The organism is Promicromonospora soli (assembly GCF_014653785.1).
Taxonomy (GTDB): Bacteria; Actinomycetota; Actinomycetes; order Actinomycetales; family Cellulomonadaceae; genus Promicromonospora; species Promicromonospora soli.
In genome coordinates, this window is record NZ_BNAS01000007.1 from 88,815 (window position 1) to 111,189 (window position 22,375).

The 22,375-nt window shown below is 68.5% G+C and carries 19 protein-coding genes; 8 read left to right on the forward strand and 11 right to left on the reverse strand.

Annotated features, from left to right (window positions below; genetic code table 11):
• The first annotated feature begins 113 nt into the window (after window positions 1-113).
• Entirely contained in the window at window positions 114-641 is a 528-nt protein-coding gene (locus IE250_RS20625) for a phosphoribosyltransferase (RefSeq protein WP_189671187.1), read from the forward strand.
• On the opposite strand, the gene IE250_RS20630 is transcribed toward IE250_RS20625, so the two are convergent.
• The gene (locus tag IE250_RS20630; protein WP_189671188.1) at window positions 583-1,296 is read right to left on the reverse strand and encodes a phosphatase PAP2 family protein; all 714 of its coding nucleotides are present in this window, start codon (window positions 1,294-1,296) and stop codon (window positions 583-585) included. The genes IE250_RS20625 and IE250_RS20630 overlap by 59 nt on opposite strands.
• A gap of 141 nt (window positions 1,297-1,437) precedes the next feature.
• Here IE250_RS20630 and IE250_RS20635 point away from each other — a divergent pair, with 141 nt between their 5' ends.
• The 4 genes from IE250_RS20635 to IE250_RS20650 all read left to right on the forward strand — a co-directional run bounded on the left by IE250_RS20635 (window position 1,438) and on the right by IE250_RS20650 (window position 5,883).
• A complete protein-coding gene (locus IE250_RS20635; RefSeq protein WP_189671189.1) occupies window positions 1,438-2,991 on the forward strand; it encodes a sensor histidine kinase in 1,554 nt (517 codons plus the stop codon).
• Window positions 2,988-3,662 carry a response regulator gene (locus IE250_RS20640; protein ID WP_189671190.1) on the forward strand — a complete coding sequence of 225 codons (675 nt, stop codon included), beginning with the start codon at window positions 2,988-2,990 and terminating at the stop codon, window positions 3,660-3,662. The genes IE250_RS20635 and IE250_RS20640 overlap by 4 nt, the downstream gene beginning before the upstream one ends.
• 94 nt (window positions 3,663-3,756) lie before the next feature.
• Entirely contained in the window at window positions 3,757-4,485 is a 729-nt protein-coding gene (locus IE250_RS20645; RefSeq protein WP_189671191.1) for a DUF4386 domain-containing protein, read from the forward strand.
• An 84-nt stretch (window positions 4,486-4,569) separates the two neighbouring features.
• Window positions 4,570-5,883: an aspartate aminotransferase family protein gene (locus tag IE250_RS20650; RefSeq protein WP_189671192.1), complete on the forward strand. Its 1,314-nt coding sequence runs from the start codon at window positions 4,570-4,572 to the stop codon at window positions 5,881-5,883.
• Between the two features lie 89 nt (window positions 5,884-5,972).
• Here the strand turns inward: IE250_RS20650 and nrdF are convergent, their stop codons facing one another.
• The 10 genes from nrdF to IE250_RS20700 all read right to left on the reverse strand — a co-directional run bounded on the left by nrdF (window position 5,973) and on the right by IE250_RS20700 (window position 18,741).
• Window positions 5,973-6,953 carry a class 1b ribonucleoside-diphosphate reductase subunit beta gene (gene nrdF, locus IE250_RS20655; RefSeq protein WP_189671193.1) on the reverse strand — a complete coding sequence of 327 codons (981 nt, stop codon included), beginning with the start codon at window positions 6,951-6,953 and terminating at the stop codon, window positions 5,973-5,975.
• 55 nt (window positions 6,954-7,008) lie between these two features.
• Window positions 7,009-9,114 (reverse strand): class 1b ribonucleoside-diphosphate reductase subunit alpha, encoded by a 2,106-nt coding sequence (gene nrdE, locus IE250_RS20660; RefSeq protein WP_189671282.1) that lies wholly within the window; start codon window positions 9,112-9,114, stop codon window positions 7,009-7,011.
• A gap of 41 nt (window positions 9,115-9,155) precedes the next feature.
• Complete coding sequence (nrdI, locus tag IE250_RS20665; RefSeq protein ID WP_189671194.1) at window positions 9,156-9,590, reverse strand: class Ib ribonucleoside-diphosphate reductase assembly flavoprotein NrdI; 435 nt, start codon at window positions 9,588-9,590, stop codon at window positions 9,156-9,158.
• A gap of 35 nt (window positions 9,591-9,625) precedes the next feature.
• Window positions 9,626-9,868, reverse strand: a complete 243-nt coding sequence (gene nrdH, locus IE250_RS20670) for a glutaredoxin-like protein NrdH (RefSeq protein ID WP_189671195.1) — start codon at window positions 9,866-9,868, stop codon at window positions 9,626-9,628.
• Window positions 9,869-10,269: 401 nt separating this feature from the next.
• Entirely contained in the window at window positions 10,270-11,673 is a 1,404-nt protein-coding gene (locus tag IE250_RS20675; RefSeq protein ID WP_189671196.1) for a serine hydrolase domain-containing protein, read from the reverse strand.
• Between the two features lie 167 nt (window positions 11,674-11,840).
• Complete coding sequence (locus IE250_RS20680) at window positions 11,841-13,277, reverse strand: GH1 family beta-glucosidase (RefSeq protein ID WP_189671197.1); 1,437 nt, start codon at window positions 13,275-13,277, stop codon at window positions 11,841-11,843.
• On the reverse strand, window positions 13,274-15,547 hold the full coding sequence (gene yicI, locus IE250_RS20685; protein ID WP_189671198.1) for an alpha-xylosidase: 2,274 nt from the start codon (window positions 15,545-15,547) through the stop codon (window positions 13,274-13,276). Before yicI ends, IE250_RS20680 begins: the two co-directional genes overlap by 4 nt.
• 33 nt (window positions 15,548-15,580) lie before the next feature.
• Complete coding sequence (locus IE250_RS20690; protein ID WP_189671199.1) at window positions 15,581-16,465, reverse strand: carbohydrate ABC transporter permease; 885 nt, start codon at window positions 16,463-16,465, stop codon at window positions 15,581-15,583.
• A gap of 1 nt (window position 16,466) precedes the next feature.
• Window positions 16,467-17,441: a carbohydrate ABC transporter permease gene (locus IE250_RS20695; RefSeq protein ID WP_229872641.1), complete on the reverse strand. Its 975-nt coding sequence runs from the start codon at window positions 17,439-17,441 to the stop codon at window positions 16,467-16,469.
• Window positions 17,434-18,741, reverse strand: a complete 1,308-nt coding sequence (locus tag IE250_RS20700) for an ABC transporter substrate-binding protein (protein WP_189671200.1) — start codon at window positions 18,739-18,741, stop codon at window positions 17,434-17,436. The genes IE250_RS20695 and IE250_RS20700 overlap by 8 nt, the downstream gene beginning before the upstream one ends.
• 422 nt (window positions 18,742-19,163) lie before the next feature.
• Between IE250_RS20700 and IE250_RS20705 the strand changes: the two genes are divergently transcribed.
• From IE250_RS20705 to IE250_RS20715, 3 genes are all read left to right on the forward strand, one after another.
• Window positions 19,164-20,180, forward strand: coding sequence for a LacI family DNA-binding transcriptional regulator (locus IE250_RS20705; protein WP_189671201.1), 1,017 nt, complete (start codon window positions 19,164-19,166; stop codon window positions 20,178-20,180).
• Between the two features lie 229 nt (window positions 20,181-20,409).
• Window positions 20,410-21,426 carry an ABC transporter permease subunit gene (locus IE250_RS20710; RefSeq protein ID WP_229872642.1) on the forward strand — a complete coding sequence of 339 codons (1,017 nt, stop codon included), beginning with the start codon at window positions 20,410-20,412 and terminating at the stop codon, window positions 21,424-21,426.
• 24 nt (window positions 21,427-21,450) lie between these two features.
• Complete coding sequence (locus tag IE250_RS20715) at window positions 21,451-22,365, forward strand: carbohydrate ABC transporter permease (protein ID WP_189671285.1); 915 nt, start codon at window positions 21,451-21,453, stop codon at window positions 22,363-22,365.
• Window positions 22,366-22,375: the final 10 nt, after the last annotated feature.

The window sequence follows — 22,375 nt, forward strand, 5'->3', positions numbered from 1 at the left end:
CGGCCGGTCCGTCCGCGGACCGGCCTGAGACCTCGCGCACGTGACGTGCGCATCGCCGCTGGTCACGGCACAGAACGTGGCGGGCGCCCGCCACGTCTCGTAGGGTCGTCCCCATGACTTCGACAGACCTGCCCACGGCCGAGTCCGCTTCGATGCCGGAGCGCGAGGTGCTCACCTGGGAGACCTTCCCCGACGCAGTGCGCGACCTGGCCCACAAGGTGGTGGACAGCGGGTTCGTCCCCGAGGTCGTGATCGCCGTCGCACGCGGTGGCCTGGTCCCCGGCGGGGCCATGGCCTATGCGCTCGGCACCAAGGGCGTCGGCACGCTGAACGTCGAGTTCTACACGGACATCGGCAAGACGCTCGACGACCCGCGCGTGCTGCCGCCGCTCATGGACACGTCCGAGCTCCCGGGCGCGAAGGTCCTCGTGGTGGACGACGTCGCCGACTCCGGCCGGACGCTGGCCCTCGTCATGGACCTGCTGGAGAAGCAGGGCGCCGAGGCCCGGTCCGCCGTGCTGTTCACCAAGCCGCGCACGATCATCCAGCCCGACTACTCGTGGAAGGACACCGATCTGTGGATCACCTTCCCGTGGTCCGCCGAGCCGCCGGTGACCGGCGCGAGGTCGATCGACGCGTGAGCCGCTGAGCGCCTGCGTACACGGCTAGCCCCACCAGCCAGGCGACCAGCACGCCGAGCGCCAGCCCAGACGCGACGTCGTGCACGTAGTGGACCCCCGCGGCGACGCGGGCGCCCGCCACGGCCAGCGCGAGCGGCACGACCGCGGACCAGAGCCGCGGCGCGACGAGCAGGCAGGCGACGGCCAGGGCACCCGCGATCGCCGAGTGGTTGCTGGGCCAGGACCAGTCCCCCGGCGCCGGGCACGGCAGCACGGTCGCGACGTCGACGACGCGGCATGGCCGCTCCTCGGCGACCAGCAGCTTCACCACCTCGCTCGCGGCATAGGCGGCGACCGTGCCGGCCCCGGCCGCCGCGAGCAGCCCGAACCGGGGCCGGTCGCGGAACCACGTGAACAGCACGAGTCCGGCCGTGATCGCGACGAGAGCCAGCAGACCCTTGTCCGCGACCAGACCTATGAGACCGGCCAAGGGTGACGTGGTGGTTCCGCCGGCCACGCCCTCGAAGAGAACCTCGCGGGCGGGCCAGGTCAGGAGTGCGAGAGCACACAGGCCCAGGAACGCGCTGAGCGCGACGGGCAGGAAGGCGCGGGGTATCGGGCTCCGGACGAGCCCTGCGGGACCGTTCGCTGCTGGTGCATGGCGTGTTGTGGTCATGTCGGGAACGCTAGAAATCAGCGGAGCCGCTCGGATCTGGCGTGGGTCAGGAGTTGTCTATGACCGTGGTCCTACTCGGCCGCCTCGAAGATCCGACCCCGGCGGGAAGCGCGCGCCAGGCCGTTCGGCGACCATGGTCCGGTGACCCAACCGTCCGAGATCATCGACACAGAGCACACAGTTGACAGCACAGCCCGCAGCGCGGCCACGCGTCCCCTCGGCCTGCTCCTCGCTGCCGCGTTCACCGTGCTGCTGGTCCTGGCCGGCGTGAACCCGTGGTGGATGATCGCGCTCGCAGGCGTTGCCGCACCCCTTGGGCTGACCGACGACGGCGCGCGCCGTGGTGTTGTCGCCATGGCGGTTGCCACGGGCGTGGGCGCGATCGCCGTCGTGGCCGGCTGGGCCGATCTGCGCGAGGCGCTCGTCACGGCGGCGCGCGATGTGGTCACCGGAGTGCTGCCGTGGTCCGTGGCGATTGCATGGCGCGCCCGCCGATCGGCCGAGTCCGATGCCGCCATCGCGCTCCTGCGGGAGCAGGACGCCCAGCGGATGCGTGCCGAGGCGGACCTTGCCCGGCAGCGGCTGCACCTCGCCGAGGGGCTGCACGACGACCTGGGGCACGCCCTCAGCCTCGTCGCCCTCAACCTGGGTCGGCTGGAGCTCGAGCTAGAACACGGCCTGGCGAGCGGCCCCGAGAAGGAGAACGACCCGGCGAACGGGCACAGGCCGGACGTCGCTGCGTCCGCCCGGGAGTCCGTCGGGCTCGCGCGGCGCCAGGTGTCCGACGCGGTGGCCCGCCTCGGCGCGTCCGTCCAGACTCTCCGTACGGGTCTCGCCGTCGACCCGCTCGCTACGACGGCTGAGGCCGACCTCGACGCTCTCGTGCGGGACGCCCGCCGTGCGGGTGCCGACGTCGAGCTCAGTAGCTCGCCCGGGCCGGACCGCCTCGCCGTCTTCGGGCCCATCGTCGTTCGCGTGGTCCAGGAAGGGCTGACCAACGCGCTCAAGCACGCACCCGGTCAACCGGTCCGGGTGGCGCTGGACGCGGACGAGGAGCGTCTGCTGGTTACGGTCCGCAATCCGCTGCCCGGACCGATGGGCGAACCCGTGCCTGGTGTGGCTGGCACCGGCGTGCGGTCACTGACCGAACACGTGCACGCGGCGGGCGGATCGGTCGAGGCCGGCCCGGGGGACGGCGGCTACACATTGCGCGCTGTGCTGCGACCCGCCCTTGAGGATCCGGCATCCGCCCTCGCTCCGCCCGCCGGGCAAGGGGCCGGGGACAGCCCTCTTGCGCCCGGTGGCCGACCCCCGCAGGCCGCGCGCGCCGTGACCAACGGGCTTGCTAGCGCCCGGCGCCGCGGCGGGGCGCTGCTGCTGGTCGCAGTGCTCGTACCGGCGGTCGCGCTGGTCCTGGTCGCTGCGGCGATCCAGCTCGCGGACCACCTCGATGCCCGTCGCGCACGACTCGACCCGGAGGCGTTCGCTCGGATCGCCGTGGGCGACGCCCTGTCCGAGGTCGAGCCCGTGTTACCTGCGGCCACCCTCGATCCGCCCTCGGGCGCGAACCCGGCCTGCGACTACTACGCGGTCACGGCGGACCCGCTCGCCGACGCGTCCGGCGATGCCTACCGGATCTGCTGGGCCGACGACCGCGTCGCCTCGACGGGTCTCGTTGTCGGAGGCGCCCGATGAACATGCCCGGCACCACGCCGCCGCTGCGTGTGGTCCTCGCCGACGACGAGCCCCTGGTGCGCGCGGGACTGGCCGGGATCCTCGAGACCGACGATGGCGTCCGGGTCGTCGCGCAAGGGTCCTCGGGCGAGGAGGCACTGGCGGCAGTCCGGGCTCACCGGCCAGACGTCGTGCTGCTGGACGTGCGCATGGGCACGATGGGCGGCCTGGAAACCCTCGCGGAGATCCGTCGCACCGCCGGGTCCCTGCCGTGCCTCATCGTCACAACGTTCGGTGAGGACGGGTACGTCGCAGAGGCCATCCGGCTGGGCGCCGACGGTTTCGTGCTGAAGTCGGGTGACCCACGTGAACTGCTGCTCGCGGTGCATGCGGCGGCGTCGGGCGCCGCCTACTTCTCGCCCGCCGTGTCCCGGCGTCTGCTGCAGACGGGACTGGGTACGCGCTTCATCGCGGAGCAGGAGGCCAAGCAGCGGTTCGAACGCCTCACCCAGCGTGAGCAGGAGGTGCTGACCCTGATTGGCGACGGGCTGTCGAACCCGGAGATCGCGGCGCGCCTGCACCTCGCCGAGGGCACGGTCAAGGTGCACGTCACCTCGATCCTGCGAACCACCGGTGCCCGCAACCGGGTGGAGGCGGCACTTATCGCGGCGCACGCGCGGACCCCCAGCTGACACCCCTGCCGATCTTCATCCGGTCCCCGTCTTCCCCACCGTAGCCTTACGTCGTAAGGTCGCCTTACGTTGTAAGGCTCACGAGAGGGAAGCCATGAACTCGCCCACGCTGCACCCCCGCACGGCACGAACAACCGGCCTGCTCTACCTGGCACTTGCCGTCGTCGCCATCCCGGGGTTCCTGATCATCCGTCCGATGCTGTTCGACCCGGACAGCGCGGCATCTACGCTCGCCAACCTCGTCGAGGACGAGTCGCTCGCCCGCCTCGGGATCGGCCTAGAGCTCGCGCTCGTCGCGGCCCAGGCACTGGTCGCGCTGTGGTTCTACCGGCTGTTCCGGCGGGTGGACTCGTTCGCTGCGGTTTCGCTGACCGCCTTCGGACTGATCAACGCGGTGGCGATTCTCGCCAGTGCAGCCTGCCTCGGCGGCGCACTGGACGTCGCCCTCGCGCCGTCGTCCGTCGACGCCGCCGGCGGAGCACAGCTCCTGTACGTCCTGGGCGGCAGCTTCTGGGAGGTCGGTGCGCTCTTCTTCGGGCTCTGGCTGATCCCGATGGGCGTGCTCGCGCTGCGCTCGGGGATGCCGCGGCCGCTCGGCTGGATTCTCGTGGCGGGCGGTATCGGCTACATCGTCAGCGGCTTCCTCGCCTACCTGGTACCCGCCGCCGCGCCGGCCTCGGAGCTGCTCGTGATCCCGGCGACAATCGGCGAGTTCTGGATGATCGGCTGGCTGCTCTGGTACTCGGTCCGGGCGCGCGCCGTCGCTGACGAGACATCCGAGCGGCATAGCGAGCCGGTGATCGGCACGAGCGCCACCAGGTAGAGCGGGTTCAGGACGTGCGCTTGCGGTGTGTCCGTCCGCGCCGCACTGTGGGATCGGCTGATGCGATGAGGTGAGACGGTGGCGATGGATCTCGACGACTTGGTCTTCCACCCCTGGTCCGTGCAAGGGCCGCGCACCGTGCCGACCTTCGTCGGCGGTTCGGGTAGCTACCTCACCGACGCCACCGGCAGGCGTTTTCTGGACTTCAGCTCGCAGCTGGTCTTCGCCAACCTCGGTCACCAGCACCCACGCATCGTCTCGGCGATCAAGGAGCAGGCCGATCGGCTGTGCACCTTGGCCCCCGGTTATGCCTCGGATATCCGCGGCGAGGCGGCGCGGCTGATCGTGGAGGTCGCCCCGGAGGGCCTGGGGCACGTGCTGTTCACCACTGGCGGGACTGAGGCGATCGAGCATGCGGTGCGGATGGCCCGCCTGCACAACGGGCGGCCCAAGGTGCTCGCCGCGTACCGCTCGTACCACGGCTCCACGACGACCTCGATCCACCTCACCGGTGACCCGCGCCGCTGGGCGTCGGACACCGGGGCGGCGGGCGTCGTCCATTTTTTCGGCCCGTTCCTGTACCGCTCTGCTTTCGGGGCGAGCACTCCCGAGGAGGAGTGTGAGCGGGCGCTCGCGCATCTGGAGCAGGTGATCCTTCTCGAAGGCCCGTCGACCATCTCCGCCTTGGTCCTGGAACCGGTGACCGGCAGCTCAGGCGTCATCGTGCCGCCGGCCGGCTACCTGCGGGGTGTCCGTGACGTCTGCAGCCGTCACGGCATCGTGTTCATCGCCGACGAGGTGCTCGTTGGCTTCGGCCGCACCGGAGAGTGGTTCGGCGTCGACCACGACGGTGTCGCCCCGGACCTCCTGGTCTTCGCGAAGGGCGTGAACTCCGGCTATGTGCCGCTCGGCGGGGTGCTGGTCGGCGACTCGATCTACGAGACGTTCACCAACCGTCCCTACCCGGCGGGCATGACCTACAGCGGGCACCCGCTGGCCTGCGCCGCCGCGGTGGGCGCCATCGGCGCCATGAACGACGAGGGCATCGTGGCGTCAGCCGCGCGGCTCGGCAACGTCATCATCGGTCCCGGACTCACGAAGCTTGCCGAGAACCACCCGTGCATCGGGGACGTCCGTGGCGTCGGCGGGCTGTGGACCCTCGAACTGGTGCGTGACCGGCAGACCAAGGAGCCGCTCGTCCCGGTGGGTGCCACTGGGGCCGCGAATGCACCGATGGCCGCGTTCGCCAAGGCGTGCCTCGGTCGTGGTCTGCTCCCGCTCGTCCTGGGCAACCGGATCCACGTTGCGCCACCGCTCAACGTCACCGACAGCGACGCCGCCACAGGGCTGGCCATCCTCGACGAGGCGCTGGCTGAGGCCGACGCGTTCCTGGCCTGACAGGTCATGCAGAGAGGCCCGGAACCGCAGAATTCTGCGGTTCCGGGCCTCTGATACGCCACTATGGGCGGCGGGCTCCCGACACGAGGTCAGAAGTCCCAGTCGTCGTCCTCGGTCTCCACGGCCTTGCCGATCACGTACGACGAGCCGGACCCCGAGAAGAAGTCGTGGTTCTCGTCCGCGTTCGGCGACAGCGCCGCGAGGATCGCCGGGTTGACGTCGGTGTCCTCCTTGGGGAACAGCGCCTCGTAGCCCAGGTTCATCAGGGCCTTGTTGCCGTTGTACCGCAGGAACTTCTTGACGTCCTCGGTCAGCCCCAGCTCGCCGTAGAGCGAGTCGGTGTACTCCACCTCGTTCTCGTACAGCTCGAAGAGCAGGTCGAACGTGTAGGCCTTGAGGTCTTCCTGCTCGGGCTGCGTCAGCTTCGCGAGGCCCTTCTGGTACTTGTAGCCGATGTAGTACCCGTGCACTGCCTCGTCGCGGATGATGAGGCGGATCAGGTCAGCCGTGTTCGTGAGCTTCGCTCGTGAGGACCAGTACATCGGCGCGTAGAAGCCGGAGTAGAACAGGAACGACTCGAGCATCGTCGAGGCGACCTTGCGCTTCAGCGGGTCGTCTCCGCGGTAGTAGTCGAGGACGATCTCTGCCTTCTTCTGCAGGTTCTCGTTGTTCTCGGACCATTCGAACGCCGCGTCGATCTCCGGCGTCGACAGCAGCGTGGAAAAGATCGAGGAGTAGCTCTTCGCGTGCACGCTCTCCATGAAGGCGATGTTGGTGTACACCGCCTCCTCGTGGGGCGTGAGCGCGTCCGGGATCAGCGACACCGCGCCGACCGTGCCCTGGATGGTGTCCAGGAGGGTCAGTCCGGTGAACACCCGCGAGGTCATGGTCTTCTCGTGCTCCGAGAGGGTGTTCCACGACTGGATGTCGTTGGAGACCGGGACCTTCTCGGGCAGCCAGAAGTTGCCGACCAGGCGGTCCCAGACCTCGAGGTCCTTCTCGTCCTCGAGGCGGTTCCAGTTGATCGCGGTCACGCGGTCGATGAGCTTGAGCTTGCCAGTGGGTGACATGGGAGGTTCCTTCAGGGACGACGACGGTAGTGGCGGGCCAGGGGGCAAGAACCCGTCACAGCATGCAGCTGACGCAGTTGTCCACCTCAGTACCCTCCAGGGCGAGCTGGCGCAGACGGATGTAGTAGAGGGTCTTGATGCCCTTGCGCCACGCGTAGATCTGCGCCTTGTTGACGTCGCGCGTGGTCACCGTGTCCGGGAAGAACAGCGTCAGCGAGAGGCCCTGGTCCACGTGCTGCGTCGCCGCGGCGTACGTGTCGATGATCTTCTCGTAGCCGATCTCGTACGCATCCTGGTAGTAGTCCAGGTTGTCGTTCGTCATGTACGGCGCCGGGTAGTAGACGCGACCGAGCTTGCCTTCCTTGCGGATCTCGATCTTGGCCGGGACCGGGTGGATCGACGACGTCGAGTTGTTGATGTAGCTGATCGAACCCGTGGGCGGCACGGCCTGGAGGTTCTGGTTGTAGATGCCGTGCTCCATCACCGAGGTCCTGAGCTCACGCCAGTCGTCCTGCGTCGGGATCGACACACCGGCGTCGGCGAACAGGCGCGCGACACGCTCGGTGGCCGGCTTCCACTCCTGCTCGACGTACTTGTCGAAGTACTCGCCGGTGGCGTACTTCGAGTCCTCGAACCCGCCGAACTTCTTCTTGCGCTCGATCGACAGGCGGTTGGACGCCGCGATCGCGTGGTACGCCACGGTGTAGAAGTAGATGTTCGTGAAGTCGACGCCCTCGTCGGAGCCGTAGTAGATGTGCTCGCGGGCCAGGTAGCCGTGCAGGTTCATCTGGCCCAGGCCGATGGCGTGCCCCTGCTCGTTGGCCAGCTTGATCGACGGGACCGACTCGATCGACGTCTGGTCGCTCACCGCGGTCAGCGCGCGGATCGCGGTGTCGATCGTGCGGCCGAAGTCCGGCGAGTCCATCGCCTTGGCGATGTTCAGCGAGCCCAGGTTGCAGGAGATGTCCCGCCCGACCTCGCTGTAGGAGAGGTCCTCGTTGAACGTCGACGGCGTCGACACCTGCAGGATCTCGGAGCACAGGTTCGAGTGCGTGATGCGGCCCTTGATCGGGTTCGCCGCGTTCACCGTGTCCTCGAACATGATGTACGGGTAGCCGGACTCGAACTGCAGCTCCGCGAGCGTCTGGAAGAAGTCACGCGCGCTGATCGTCGTCTTGCGGATGCGGTCGTCGGCCACCAGCTCGTCGTACTTCTCCGAGATGGAGATGTCGGCGAACGGCTTGCCGTAGACGCGCTCGACGTCGTACGGGCTGAACAGGTGCATGTCAGCGTTCTTCTTGGCCAGCTCGAACGTGATGTCCGGGATGACGACGCCGAGGGAGAGCGTCTTGATGCGGATCTTCTCGTCCGCGTTCTCCCGCTTGGTGTCGAGGAACCGCATGATGTCGGGGTGGTGCGCGTGCAGGTACACCGCACCCGCACCCTGACGTGCGCCGAGCTGGTTCGCGTAGGAGAAGGAGTCTTCCAGGAGCTTCATCACGGGGATGACGCCGGAGGACTGGTTCTCGATGTGCTTGATCGGCGCGCCGTGCTCGCGGATGTTGCTCAGCAGCAGCGCCACGCCGCCGCCGCGCTTGGAGAGCTGCAGCGCGGAGTTGATGCCGCGCGCGATCGACTCCATGTTGTCCTCGATGCGCAGCAGGAAGCAGGACACGGGCTCGCCGCGCTGCGCCTTGCCGATGTTGAGGAAGGTCGGCGTCGCCGGCTGGAACCGCCCGGAGATGACCTCCTCGACGATGTCCCGCGCCGTCCGCTCGTCGCCGTCCGCCAGGCCGAGCGCGACCATGGCGACGCGGTCCTCGAAGCGCTCCAGGTACTTCTTGCCGTCGAACGTCTTGAGCGTGTACGAGGTGTAGTACTTGAAGGCGCCCAGGAACGTCTCGAAGCGGAACTTCTTCGAGTACGCGAGCTGGAACAGCTCCTTGACGAACGCACCGGAGTACTTCGCGAGCACGGTCGGGTCGTAGTACTTGGCCTCGACGAGGTGCTCGAGCTTGGCTTCGAGCGACTCGAACTCGACGGTGTTCGGGTTCACGTGCTGCAGGAAGTACTGGCGGGCCGCCTCGCGGTCCTTCTCGAACTGGATCTTCCCGTCCGACCCGTACAGGTTCAGCATGGCGTTGAGCGAGTGATAGTCCATCTGGATGGTCTCCAGGGGGATCTCGCTCAGGCCCTCACCGTTCAGGCGGAGAGGCTCAGTCGTTGTTGCTGCCAAAATCGTCCCAATCCGTTGCGGACGCGCGCGACGTCCTGCGCAGTTCCCAGTAGCTCGAAGGCGTACAGATACGGGACATCACACTTCGCAGCGATGATGTCCCCGGTGATGCAGTACGCAGCCCCGAAGTTGGTGTTCCCCGCAGCGATGACGCCGCGAATGAGCGACCGGTTGTGTTCGTCGTTGAGGAACTTCCTCACCTGCCGTGGAACGGCCCCGCCCTCGTTGCCGCCGCCGTAGGTGGGGGCCACGAGGACGTAGGGCTCGTCCACGCGCAGGAAGCCGTCGGCGGGGCGCAGCGGTATCCGGTGCACCGACATCCCGAGCTCCTCGAGGCCAAGCTTCTCGACGAACCGGTGCGTGTTCTCGGACACGCTGGAGAAGTAGACGAGAGAGCTCACGTCACGCCTCCTTGCCGACGTAGCTGTGATGCAGGTCAGGCCGAGGCGGCCTGAAGCGCGGCGACCGCGCTGATCTGGTCGGGGCGAAAGCCCGACCAGTGGGTGTCACCGGCTACGACGACCGGCGCCTGGAGGTACCCGAGGCCGCGAACCATCTCGAGCGCCTCGGGGTCCTGGGTGATGTCGACAACCGAGTACTCGACGCCCTTGCGATCCAGTGCCCGGTACGTCGCGTCACACTGGACGCACGCCGGCTTGCTGTAGACCGTGACGCTCATGTCCGCCTCCTCTGACCTCGAAGGACACCCGTGAACTTACACCGGTGTGCTTTGTTTGCGGGTCTGCGTCTCCCGCTGAACCAAACACTACACCTAGTGTCTGACACTCGCCCTGTTACGACATGTTGTGGTTGAGGACGTCCGGCGCGCCATGCCAATCCGCTACCCGACCCGCCCGGAACGCTCACGGACCATGCTGCCACGAGCCTCTGACACCGCCTGGTAGGCCGCGCCCAGGGCTTCTCGCGGCGCCGTCGGACGAGCCGCGCGGGGCACGAGAAAGAGCGCCTCACGCGACCGTCAGAGGCCCCCGCAGAGGCGGAAAAGTGATCTGAGTCAGCGGCGTGTCGCGACCGTTGGGCGTGTCTCGCAGACGCTCGGCGCGGCGGTCACGCGGCGGGTCAGGGTCGGTACCAGCCGTCCCCGTCGACGCCGCCGGGCACGGCCGTGTCCGGGTCGTAGGGGGTCCGCGTGAAGTGGAAGGTGCCGACGTCCAGCGCCACGGGCACGCCCCCGGCGTCGCGCACCACCAGCCGTTCCCCGAGCCAGTAACCGCCCTCGACGCCGCGCAGCTCGCCCCCGACGGCGTCGAACACGGTGCCACGGCCGCCGTTGCCCTGGGACCGCAGCTCGACACGGCCCGCGGCATCGATGCTCACGGTGTGCGGGAACGGCCCCCAGTACCAGGTGCCCGTGATCTCGCCCGGTCCGCCGGCGCCGCGCTCGCTCGCCTGCCGCACGGCGTCATGCGAGTCCCCCGGCGGCAGCGGAGCAGGCGTCCCGGTGCCCTGGAGGGTCGCGAGCAGGCGGGTGCCGTCGCCGAACCCGAGCGTCGACGATCCGCACACGGCGACCACGTCGCCCGTCGCGGCGTCCGCCCTCAGGTCCGCGGTGAAGCCCGGCACCGACCCGCCGTGGCCCACCGTGCGGACGGTGCCGTCCTGGCGCACCCGCACACCCAGGCCGTGGGCGGTGGACCATGGACCGCCCGAGGGCCCGGCGTCGTCGACCACAACGCGTGGGACGGCCATGTGGTGGCGGAGGGCGATCGGCAGCACGGCCTCGCCGGCGTCCCGGTCGGCCTCGCCGCCCACGAGCCACATGCCGAACCGCACCAGGTCCGAGGGCGTGGACCACAGCTCTCCGGCCGGCCCCGCAGCGAGGTACTCGGCCACCGGCTCGTGGTGGACCAGGTCCGCGTGGGGGTGCACCGCGTACCCCGTGACGTGCGGGCCGACGGGCACGCGCCCGGTGGCGGTCATTCCCAGCGGTTCCCACAGCTCGTCACGGAGCACCTTGTCCCAGGTGCTGCCGTGGACCACCTCGACCAGACGGCCCAGCACGGCGAACCCGGCGTTGCTGTAGTGGTACCGCTCGCCCGGGTCCCAGAGCTGCTCGACGCCGGCTCCGGCCAGCTCCTCCCACGTCTGCCCGCCGTGCCGCTCCCACCACGGGCCAGGAAACTCGGCCTGCAAGCCGCTCGTGTGGGTCAGCAGGTGGCGGATCGTCGCGTCCGGGGCGGGCGCGTCGGGCAGATGCTTGCCGATCGGGTCCGCGAGCGCCACCTCGCCCTCGGCGACGAGCCGGAGCACTGCCACGGCGACCATGGGCTTGGTGATGGACCCGATGCGGAAGGCGTGCTCCGGCGTCGGGGTGCCTGCCCAGCGGGCATGGGCGACGTCGGCCCAGACCACCTCGCCCCCGCGGCCTGCCGCCGCGGACAGGGCCGGGACTCGTGCGGCATCGCGCAGGCCTGCGATCACACCGCTCAGCTCCGCGCCCGGCAGCTCGTCCGATCTCGTCATGCCCCGAAGGTACCGAAGCACGTGCGCACGAGGGCGACCCGGAGCACGGGATCGGTCGGATGCGGGCACCGCGAGAACGAGATAGGTCGGATGCTTCGAGCTCGGTCCAGTGATTGACCGATCTCAAAGCATCCGACCGAGGTCGCGCAAGCCCCCAAGCATCCCGCTCAGGCAGGCGACACCTCGTCAGTGCCCGGCAGCGTGCCCGACGTCGCCAGACGCCGGTACCAGTGCGCCGAGTCCTTCCAGGTGCGCTCAAGCGTCTCGTAGTCGACGTGGATGATGCCGAACCGCCGGTCGTAGCCGTAGGCCCACTCGAAGTTGTCGAGCAGCGACCACGCGAAATACCCGCGCACGTCCACGCCCTTGTCGCGGGCCTGGCCCATGGCCTCGACGTGGTCGTGCAGGTAGGACACGCGCAGCGGGTCGTGCACCCGCTTGACGCCGTCCTCCGTCACCACCTCGTCCTGGAACGCGGCACCGTTCTCGGTGACCATGAGCGGCTGGTCCGGGTAGGAGTCGCGCAGCGAGACCAGCAGGTCCGTGAGGCCGGCCGGCTCGATGTTCCAGCCCATGGCGGTGTACGGGCCGGGCTGCGGCAGGAACTCGACGTCGTCCGCCGCGATCCATGGCGTGCCCGAGGAGTCCTTGTGCCCGTCGGCCTGCTGCCGCTCCCCCTGCCCGGAGAAGCGCCGCACCCGCGCCGTCGAGTAGTAGTTGACCCCCAGCACGTCCAGCGGCTGCGCGATGGCCTCCAGGTCACCCTCCTGCACGAACGACCAGTCGGTGACCGACGCGGTGTTCTCCAGCAGGTCCGCGGGATACGCGCCCTCCAGGACCGGGCCGAGGAACGCCCGGTTGGCGAGGGCGTCGACCTTGCGGACCGCGCCGCGGTCCAGCTCCGACGCCGGGTCGTCCGGCCGGAAGACGTGCAGGTTCAGCGTGATCGACGTCTTCGCGGCGTCGCCCAGCACCTCGCGGATCTGCTGGACCGCGAGGCCGTGCGCCAGGTTGAGGTGGTGCACTGCCTGCAGCGCGGCCAGGGGCTCCGTACGGCCCGGCGCGTGGACGCCCGAGGCGTAGCCCAGGTACGCCGTGCACCACGGCTCGTTGAGCGTGGTCCAGACGTCGATGCGGTCGCCCAGCTCCTCGGCCATCCGCCGCGCGTACCGCGCGAAGGCGTAGGCCGTCTCGCGGTTCGTCCAACCGCCGGCGTCCTCCAGTTCCTGCGGCAGGTCCCAGTGGTAGAGCGTGACCACGGGCTTCACGCCCGCGGCGAGCAGCCCGTCGACGAGGTCCGAGTAGAACCGGATGCCCTCGGCGTTGAACTCCCCCGACCCGCCCGGCTGCACACGCGGCCACGCGATGGAGAACCGGTATGCGCCAAGACCCAGGTTCCTGATGTGCTCGACGTCCTCCTGCCACCGGTGGAAGTGGTCGTCAGCGACGTCGCCCGTGTCCCCGTTCAGCGTCTTGCCGGGCGTGTGCGAGAACGTGTCCCAGATGGACGGGCCGCGCCCGCCCTCGGTCGCGCCCCCCTCGATCTGGTACGACGCCGTCGCCGATCCCCAGAGGAAATCCGGGGGAAAACTCCGCGCACTCACAGTGCCACCTCTCCCGGGCCGGTGGCCCGAACGGTCCGTCCTTCGTTCTCGACGCCCCATTCGCCAGGTGCGTCATCGCTGGTCACGTGCACGACGCCGGACTCGCACCGCACACGGAACGTCGCCGGGGAGCCGGTACCGCCGGGTACCAGGACCTCTTCGTCGAACCCCTCGGGCAGACGAGTGCAGCGTAACGTCACGCCCTCGGCCCACGCATAGTCGGGCCGGTCGTCGCGCGCGCCGACGGGCAGCACCGTGCCGGGCCGGACGAGCAGCGGCAGGCTGTCGAACCCGTGCTCCTCGGCGATCCAGCGCGGTCCCGTGACGGTCGGCGTCTGCCCGGCCCCGACGTCGGGCAGGCGGGTCCACTCCCCCTCGGGGACGTAGTACTCCACGCGGGACTCGTGAAAGACCGGCGCGACCAGCAGCGACGGTCCCAGCATGTACTGCGTGTCGACTCCGGCCGCAGTCCGGTCGTCGGGGAACTGCAGCACCATGGGGCGCATGACGGGCATGCCTTCCTCGGCGGCCACGTGGCCGAGCCGCCCGAGGTACGGCATGAGCCGCAGCTTCAGCTTCGTGAACTTCCTGGTGACGTCGACGGCCTCGTCGTCGAACGCCCACGGGACGCGGTAGGAGCTCGACCCGTGCAGCCTCGAGTGCGAGGACAGCAGGCCGAACGCGGCCCACCGTTTGAACACAGCCGGGTCGGGCGTGCCCTCGAACCCGCCGATGTCGTGGCTCCAGTAGCCGAACCCGGACAGCGACAGCGACAGGCCACCGCGCAGGGACTCCGCCATGGACACGAAGGTGGACTCGCAGTCGCCGCCCCAGTGCACCGGGTAGGCCTGCGTGCCCGCGGTCGCGGACCGCGCGAACACGACCGCGTCGCCGCGGCCGCGCTCCTCCTCGAGCAGCTCGAAGACCAGCTTGTTGTACAGCGAGGCGTAGTAGTTGTGCATGCGCTGCGGGTCGGACCCGTCGTGCCAGACGACGTCGGTGGGGATGCGCTCGCCGAAGTCGGTCTTGAAGCAGTCCACGCCCTGACGCAGGAGCACGCGCAGCTTGTCCTTGTACCAGGCGGCGGCGTCGGGGTTGGTGAAGTCGACCAGGCCCATGCCGGCCTGCCACTTGTCCCACTGCCAGACGTCGCCGTCCGGTGTGGTGACCAGGTAGCCCTTCTTCTGGCCCTCGCGGAACAGGTGCGAGCGCTGGGCGATGTACGGGTTGATCCACACGCAGACCTTCAGGCCGCGGTCGTGCAGCCGGGCCAGCATGCCCTCGGGGTCGGGGAACGTGGCCGGGTCCCACACGAAGTCGCACCAGTGGAACTGCCGCATCCAGAAGCAGTCGAAGTGGAACACCGACAGCGGGATGTCCCGCGCGGCCATGCCGTCGATGAAGCCGTTGACGGTCTCCTCGTCGTAGTTCGTGGTGAACGACGTGGAGAGCCACAGCCCGTACGACCAGGCCGGGACGACGGCGGGCCGCCCCGTCAGGGCCGTGTACCGGCGCAGGATCTCCGCCGGCGTGGGTCCGTGGATCACGTAGTACTGCAGCGACTGCCCCGGCACGGAGAACTGGGTGCGGCTGACCACCTCGGAGCCGACCTCGAACGAGACCCGCTCCGGGTGGGCCACGAACACGCCGTAGCCGCGGTCGGTCACGTAGAACGGCACGTTCTTGTAGGCCTGCTCGCTCGCGGTGCCGCCGTCCTCGTTCCAGACGTCGATGCTCTGGCCGTTCTTCACGAACGCGCCGAACCGCTCGCCGAGCCCGTAGACGTGCTCGCCGACGCCGAGCGCGAGCTGCTCGTGCACGAAGTCGCCCTCGGGCGTGGTCGCGATCCCGATGCTCCGGCCCGACGACGAGGTGAGCACCTCGCCGTCGGCCAGGAAGTCGACCTGCCACTCGCCGTCGGTGGCGATGCGGGCCGTGAGGGCGCCGGAGGTGAGCTCGGCGGGGCCCACGACCGGGCTGTCGGGCGCGACGACCTTGACCGTGCCCGGATCCCGGTTCACGGCGAAGTGCGGGCCTGGGTCCCGGCGGCCCTGGTGGTGCTCGATGCGCACGCCGATCACGCCGTCCGCAGGTGCGTCGAACGTGACGGTCACGACCGGGCGGTTCAGGGTGTCGCCGCGCCGGGTGATCGGCGCGGTGGGCGCGTACACGGTCAGGGTGTCGTCGCCGGCCTCGACCGAGTCGATGTCGCGGGGCCGGAGCATCTCGACGCCAGGTCGCAGCTGCCAGTAGCCGTCAGTGAATCTCATAGGGCTGGAACCTCTCGGCGTCGTTGAACGGGGTCATTTGACCGCCCCGGCGGTCACGCCCCGGGTGAGGGTGCGCTGGAAGATCAGGAAGAACACGACGGCCGGCACGAGGGAGACGAGCGAGCCCGCGTTGATGGTCGGCGCATCCATCATGCGATCGCCCTGCAGGGAGGCCAGGGCGATGGGGATGGTCTGGGTGTCGTTGCTGGTCAGCATGACCAGCGGGATGAAGAACTCGTTCCAGGTCCAGATGAAGAAGAAGATCATCAGGACCGAGAGAGTCGGCCGCACGATCGGGAACACGACCTGCCAGAGGATGCGCCACCGGCTCGCGCCGTCGAGCTGCGCGGCCTCCAGGAGCGCGGGCGGGAACGTGCCCAGCACCGAGGACAGCAGATAGGTGCCGAACGCCGACTGGATGACGGTGAAGATGATGATCACCGACCACTGCGAGTTCGACAGGCCGACCGACTGCGCCATCGTGAACAGCGGGTAGATCAGGGCCTCCTGCGGCAGCATGTTCGCCAGCAGGAACAGCGCGACGATCCACAGCCGCCCCTTCACCCGACCGATGCCTATCGCGTACGCGTTGAGCAGCGACAGCAGCGCCCCCAGCACGGCCACGACGGCCGAGATGAACACCGAGTTCCAGAGCTTCACCGGGAAGTCGACGCGCTCCCAGAAGGCGACCACCCCGTCGAGGTAGAGGCCGGAGGGCAGCGACAGCGGCCCGTTCGCCGCGTAGTCCTGCGGCGACTTGAACGCGTTGAGCAGCATGATCCCGAACGGCGCGAGGACCGCGAGGCCCACGACGACCGCTGCGGCCAGCACGAGCCAGCGGCCCGGGCCACGGCGATACCGGGAGTCGACGGCGGTGCGGCGCACCTCGGGCGTACGCACTTCAGTGGCGACAGCCATGTCAGACCCCCTCCCTCTCACGTCGTTCCGACCGGCTCTGCAGGCCGAGGATGATCACGGCCACCACGACGATCACGAGCGTGAGCACCGTCGCGATCGCGGATCCGTACCCGACCTGCGACTTGTCGAAGAAGTTCAGGTACGAGTAGTAGCTCGGCACCAGGGTCGAGCTCTCCGGGCCGCCGCGCGTCAGCACGTAGATGGGCCCGAACACCTTGAGCGCCGCCACCGTGCAGGTGAGCGTGACCACGAAGGTCTCCGGCCGGATCTGGGGCACGGTGATGGCCCGGAACCGGTCCCACCAGCCGGCTCCGTCGAGCTCCGCCGCCTCGTAGAGCTCGGGGTCGACACGCTGCAGCGCCGCCATGAAGATGACCACGGGGTAGCCCATCTGCACCCAGATCAGCACGAGCATCACCGATGGCAGCGCTGTCGTGGGGTCGCCGAGCCAGTTGGGCGGCGCGGCGACGCCCATCCCGCGCAGGATCTCGTTGAGCGCGCCGGTCTGGGAGTTCAGGATCCAGTTCCAGAGCACGCCCGCCACGGCGACGGGCAGGATCTGCGGCAGGTAGTAGGTGGCCCGCAGCACCGACGAGACCTGCGCGCCGAACCGCCGTCCGAGGTAGTCGAACAGCACTGCCGCGAGCACCAGCCCGAGGAGCGTGGGCACCAGGACCATCGCGACGATCATCGCCAGCGAGTTGCCGAACGACGTCCAGAACTTGTCGTCGCCCAACAGGTCCACGTAGTTGCCCAGCCCGTTCCAGCGCAGCGGAGCCATGCCGCCGCGCCACTTGAACAGGCTGAAGTACACGTTCGTCATCAGCGGGTACCCGATCACCACGATGAACGCGGCCGCGCCGGGCAGCAGGTAGGGCAGGTAGCCCACCCACTCTGCCCGACGGCGGCGCGTCCCGCGAGCTCGCGGGCGCTGCTGCGCCCGCGAGCGCTGTGCGGTGAGGGTGCTGTCAGCCATCGAGCAGGTCGGCCTTGCCCTCGTCGTACGAGCTCTGCAGCCCGTCCAGCACCTCGTCCGGCGTCTTGGACCGGTTCACGAGTGACTGCAGCTCGCTGACGATCACGTCGTAGTAGCCCGCGACCGGCCAGTCCGGGTAGAACGCTAGGCCGTCGGCGTCCAGGATCGCCTGGAAGTTCTCCGTGAGCTCGCGCGTACGCTCGTCCTCGATGACCGACGCGTCGCCCGCCACGGGCAAGCCGCCTTCGGAGGCCAGGATGTTCTGCACCTCGAGCCGCAGCGTGATGTCGATGAACTCCTCGGCCAGGCTCGGGGAGTCGGCGTTCGTCGGAATCACCCACAGGTTGCCCGACGAGCCCGTGTGCAGGTCGTTGCCCGGGAAGTTGAACTGGCCCCAGTCCGCCTCGGTCTCGGCAGCGAGGCGGCCGAACCACCAGGAGCCGCTGACCATCATCGGATAGGTGCCGTCGATGAACGAGACGCCCATGTCCTCGGCGGTGAGCGCCGCCGAGTCGGACGCGATGTAGCCCTTCTCGATCCACTCGTCGAGCTTCTCCGTGGCCTGTGTCATCGCGTCGTTGTGGAAGTCCACGTCGTTCGCGAAGAGCTGGTAGTCGTCCACCAGGGTGCGGTCGCCGTAGGCGAGCACGAGCTCGTACCAGAGCTGGCCCAGCGGGTACTCGGCACCGGCCTCGGCCAGCGGCGTGATGCCCTCCTTCTTGAAGGCGGCCAGCACGTCCTCGAGCTCATCAAGGGTGGTCGGCTGCTCGAGGCCCAGCTCGTCGAACATGTCCTTGTTGTAATAGACCCCGACGAACTCGCCGTAGTTCGGTACCCCGTACCACTCGCCGGAGCCCATGAGACCCTGCTCGTCGTAGGTCGCCGTGGTCGCCAGCGAGCCGGTCAGCTTCTCGTCCCAGCCCCGTTCGGTGGCGGCGTCGGTCAGCGGGGTCAGCAGGCCCTGCGCCGCGAGCTGGCCCGCTGTCGCGTTGCCCTTGTTGAACTCCATGACGTCGGGCACGTCGTCGCCCGTCAGCACGATCTTTGCGTTCTTCTGGATCTGTTCGAACGTCTGCTTCTCGAGCTCGACGGTGACGTCCGGGTTCTCCTCCTCGAAGATCTTGATGGCCTCGGCCCACGCCTGGCCCATCGCAGAGTCATCGTTCTCGTAGTGCCAGATCGTCAGCGTGCTGTCGTCGGTGTCCCCACCGCCGCCGCCGGTCTGGCCGGTGCAGCCGGCCAGGGCCAGGGCGCCGGCCATCGCGGCCGCTACGACCGTCATCGTCCGCTGGTGCCTCATCGCATCTCTCCTTGATTCGCAGTGCCAGGCTCAGGGCTCAGTGCCCGGCGCGCTGACGCGTGCCGGCTCGCCGGAATGGTTGAGCAGCAGATCCCGCTCTCGGCCACGAGCGCACGAAGTCCGTCGGTCGTCGGCATCATTACCCTCCTGGCCCGTCCCAGACGCCTGCGTCTGGCTCGTCGAAATCTGGATCGTCGAAGCGATTCAATACGCTAGTCCGGGGCATGTGCTTATGTCCAGCGAGCGACAAAGGGCAATTTGTCAAAGGTTTCATCGAAGCGCTTGCCTACCATGCGGCACACTGAGGGTGTCCGCACGCGACGCGCTCCATCTGCCACGGCGCCTGGCACGCTCACGCAGGCATACTCACGCGAGCACAACTATGCGAGCACACTGTGCGATACCAGACCGAGAGGAACATTGTGGCCACGATCGACGACGTCGCCAAGGCAGCGGGGGTCTCGACCTCGACAGTGTCCTACGTGCTGTCGGGCAAGCGGCCCATCTCAGCGCCCACACGGGCACGCGTCGAGCGGGCGATCGACAAGCTCGGATACCGGCCGCACGCCGGGGCGCGGGCCCTCGCCTCTGCCCGCACCAACGTCATAGCGCTCATGGCGCCTCTGCGTGTGGGCGTGAACGTGCCGGTCATCATGCAGTTCGTGGCGGGCGTGGTCACGCGTGCGCGGGACTTCGACCATGACGTCCTGCTCCTGACCCAGGACGACGTGAGCGGCCTCGACCGCGTGACCGGCGGCTCCATGGTGGACGCGCTGGTCATGATGGACATCGAGGCGGACGACCCGCGCGTGCCCCTGGTGGCGGCCGCCAAGCAGCCCACCGTGCTGATCGGCCTACCGCAGGATCCGGAGGGGCTCAGCTGCGTCGACCTCGACTTCGAGGCTGCAGGCCGGCTCGCCGTGCGACACCTCGCTCGGACGGGCCACACCGACGTCGCGCTCATCGGCTCCCCGCCCGAGGTGCTGCAGCGGCACACGTCTTACGCCGAGCGGCTGATGCGCGGGCTGCGCAGCCAGGCCACGAGCTCCGGCCTGACGGCCAGGGTGGAGGCGTGCGACTCCTCGCCGTCGGGTGCCTCGGCCGCCGTCGACACGCTGCTGGCCACAGCGCCGGACACCACGGGGATCATCGTGCACAACGAGGCCGCGCTCCCCCACGTGCTGTCCCGGCTGGCCGAGCGCGGCATCGTGGTCGGCGCCGACATGTCTGTCATAGCCGTGTGCCCCACGGACGTCGCGCTCTCCCAGCGGATCCCGATGACCAGCATCGACCTGCCCGCCGAGGACATCGGCAAGGTAGCCGTCGACATGGTCATGGCGCGCCTCGAGGGCGACCACCCGTCCGAGACGAGGCTGCTCTCCCCAGTGCTCACCGAGCGGGAGAGCTCGGCGTACGGGCCGGCCGGCGCGCTGGACTGAGGGCCGGTTCACACCCGCCGCCGTCCTGGCCTCACGTAACGCCCGAGCACCACCTCTTCGCGGCCGGGCGGCAACGGATGCCCCGGGCGTCCGTTGCCGAACCGTGAACTTTTGGTCATTGCATGGCAAGGCGTACCTCTGATATTAATGTCGAAGCGCTTCGACGGACGGACTCCTCCGATGCGTCGTTCGCGCCACGTTGACGTGGCCAATCACAAGGGAGTGACAGGTGAGCCTCACCCAGGGAGTGCCCCAGGAGGTGCTCGGCGCGAGCACCCCGCCAGGCGCCGGACCGGCGGGCACAGGCAAGGGGGGTGGTCGCGACAGACGCCGTCGAGCACCGACCCAAGGCAAGACCTCGGGGTCGATGTTCCTCGTCGTCCTGCCGTTCCTCGTGCTCGTCTTCGTGTTCTCGTACCTGCCGCTGCTCGGCTGGGTCACCGCTCTCTACGACTACAAGCCGGCACTCGGCCTGGGCGGCAGCGAGTTCGTCGGGCTGCAGTGGTTCGAGATCCTGGTCTCGTCCGAGACGCAGCTCCAGCAGATCGGTCAGGTCCTGGCGAACACCCTCGCCATGAGCTTCCTCGGCATCGCGACATCGCTGCTGCCGGTCTTCTTCGCGATGCTGCTCAACGAGGTCCGTTCCACCTGGTTCCGGAACACGGTGCAGACGCTCACGACACTCCCGAACTTCATCTCGTGGGTGCTCGTGTACATGATCGCGTTCTCGCTGTTCTCGACGTCGGGCCTGGTCAACACCACGCTGCACGACTGGGGCCTGATCACGGTCCCCATGAAGTTCCTCGACACCGACCAGCACGTCTGGCTGACCATGCTCGCCTGGAGCCTGTGGAAGGGCCTGGGCTGGGGCGCGATCATGTACCTCGCCGCCATCGCGGGGATCGACCAGTCGCTGTACGAGTCGGCGCGGATCGACGGCGCCAACCGGTTCCAGCTCATGCGCTACATCACGTTCCCGCAGCTCATGCCTACCTACGTGGTGCTACTGATCCTCTCCATCGCCAGCATCCTCAACAACGGCATGGAGCAGTACTTCGTCTTCCAGAACGCCTTCAACAGGGAGCACATCCAGGTGCTCGACCTGTACGTCTACAACATCGGCATGACGGGGAACAGCCTGTCGATGGCGACGGCCCTCAGCATGCTCAAGAGCCTGATCTCGCTCGCGCTCCTGATCGCCGCCAACGCGATCGCGAAGCGCGCCCGCGGGACGTCGATCATCTAGGAAAGGACCGACGTCGTGACCACCATGGACACCGGGCCCCACTGGCGCCACGCCCGCGGGGACATCCCGTTCGCCATCATCAACTACGCCGGCTTCTTGCTCTTCGCACTGGTCTGCGGCTACCCGTTCTACTACCTGATCATCAACTCGGTCAGCGCGAACGACATCAGCGCGCTCGGCGACGTGCGCCTGTTGCCGGTCGGCCTCCACCTGTCGAACTACGAACAGATCCTCGGCTTGCCGGGACTGACGAGCTCGTTGCTGGTCTCGATCGCGCGCACCGTGATCGGCACCGGAGCCACCGTCCTCGCGTCGGCGTTCCTCGGCTTCATGTTCACGCAGGAGCGCCTGCAGAATCGCTCCCTCTGGTACCGGCTGGTCATCTTCACGATGTACTTCAACGCCGGCCTCATCCCGGTGTACGTCACGATCCATACGCTCGGGCTGACCAACAACTTCTGGGTCTACATCCTCCCGGCGATCGTGCAGCCCTTCAACATCATCCTCGTCAAGACGTACGTGGAGTCGCTGCCGCAGTCGCTGCAGGAGGCCGCCGAGCTCGACGGTGCCGGGATCGTGACGATCTTCTTCCGGATCATGCTCCCGAACATGACGCCGATCCTCGCGACGGTGGCGATCTTCTCCGCGGTGGCCCAGTGGAACTCGTTCCAGGACACGCTGCTGTACGTCACGGACCAGCGGCTCTACCCGCTGCAGTACACGCTCTACACCTATCTCAACCAGGCCAACAGCCTGGCTCAGGCGGCACAGAACGCGCAGGGCAACCTCGGCGCGATCGTCTCTGCCGCCACGACCCAGACGCCCACGTCGATCCGCATGACGGTCGCCGTGATCGTCGTGCTGCCGATCATCTTCGTCTACCCGCTGTTCCAGCGGTACTTCGTCAAGGGCATCATGCTCGGCGCGGTCAAGGGCTGACCGCGTCCCA